At 38.6% G+C, this 339-nt stretch carries 1 protein-coding gene; it reads right to left on the reverse strand.

Translation table 11 applies throughout. The features are described 5' to 3' along the window. The coding region (gene tnpA, locus DEF30_RS04540) for an IS200/IS605 family transposase (RefSeq protein WP_294096925.1) at positions 1-277 on the reverse strand (277 nt) is incomplete at its 3' end. Positions 278-339 lie beyond the last annotated feature (62 nt).

Here is a 339-nt window from a genome sequence, read left to right on the forward strand (position 1 = left end):
CCTGTCGCAATCTTCTTGATGTCCCTCCTTTCAATTTTGCCATGATGTCTGATGGGCTGATTGTTGGCAATGCGTTGACGAAAAGGTGGCAATGATCTTTATCACATTCCACTGCCAGTATTTGAATCTCTATTTCTTCACAAATTTCAGAAAGTAGAATTTTCAACCGTTCTTCAACTGCGCCTATCAATACTTTTCTGCGGTATCTAGGGCAGAATACAAAATGATACTTGATTAGCGATACAGTTGTTTGAGTTCTTCTATATGTTTGGCTCATAAACACATTGTATCAGTATGAGATTCAAGCTACAATATATTTTGCCACGCAAGCGCCATTCA

This window comes from Proteiniclasticum sp. (assembly GCF_003514505.1).
Classification (GTDB): domain Bacteria; phylum Bacillota; class Clostridia; order Clostridiales; family Clostridiaceae; genus Proteiniclasticum.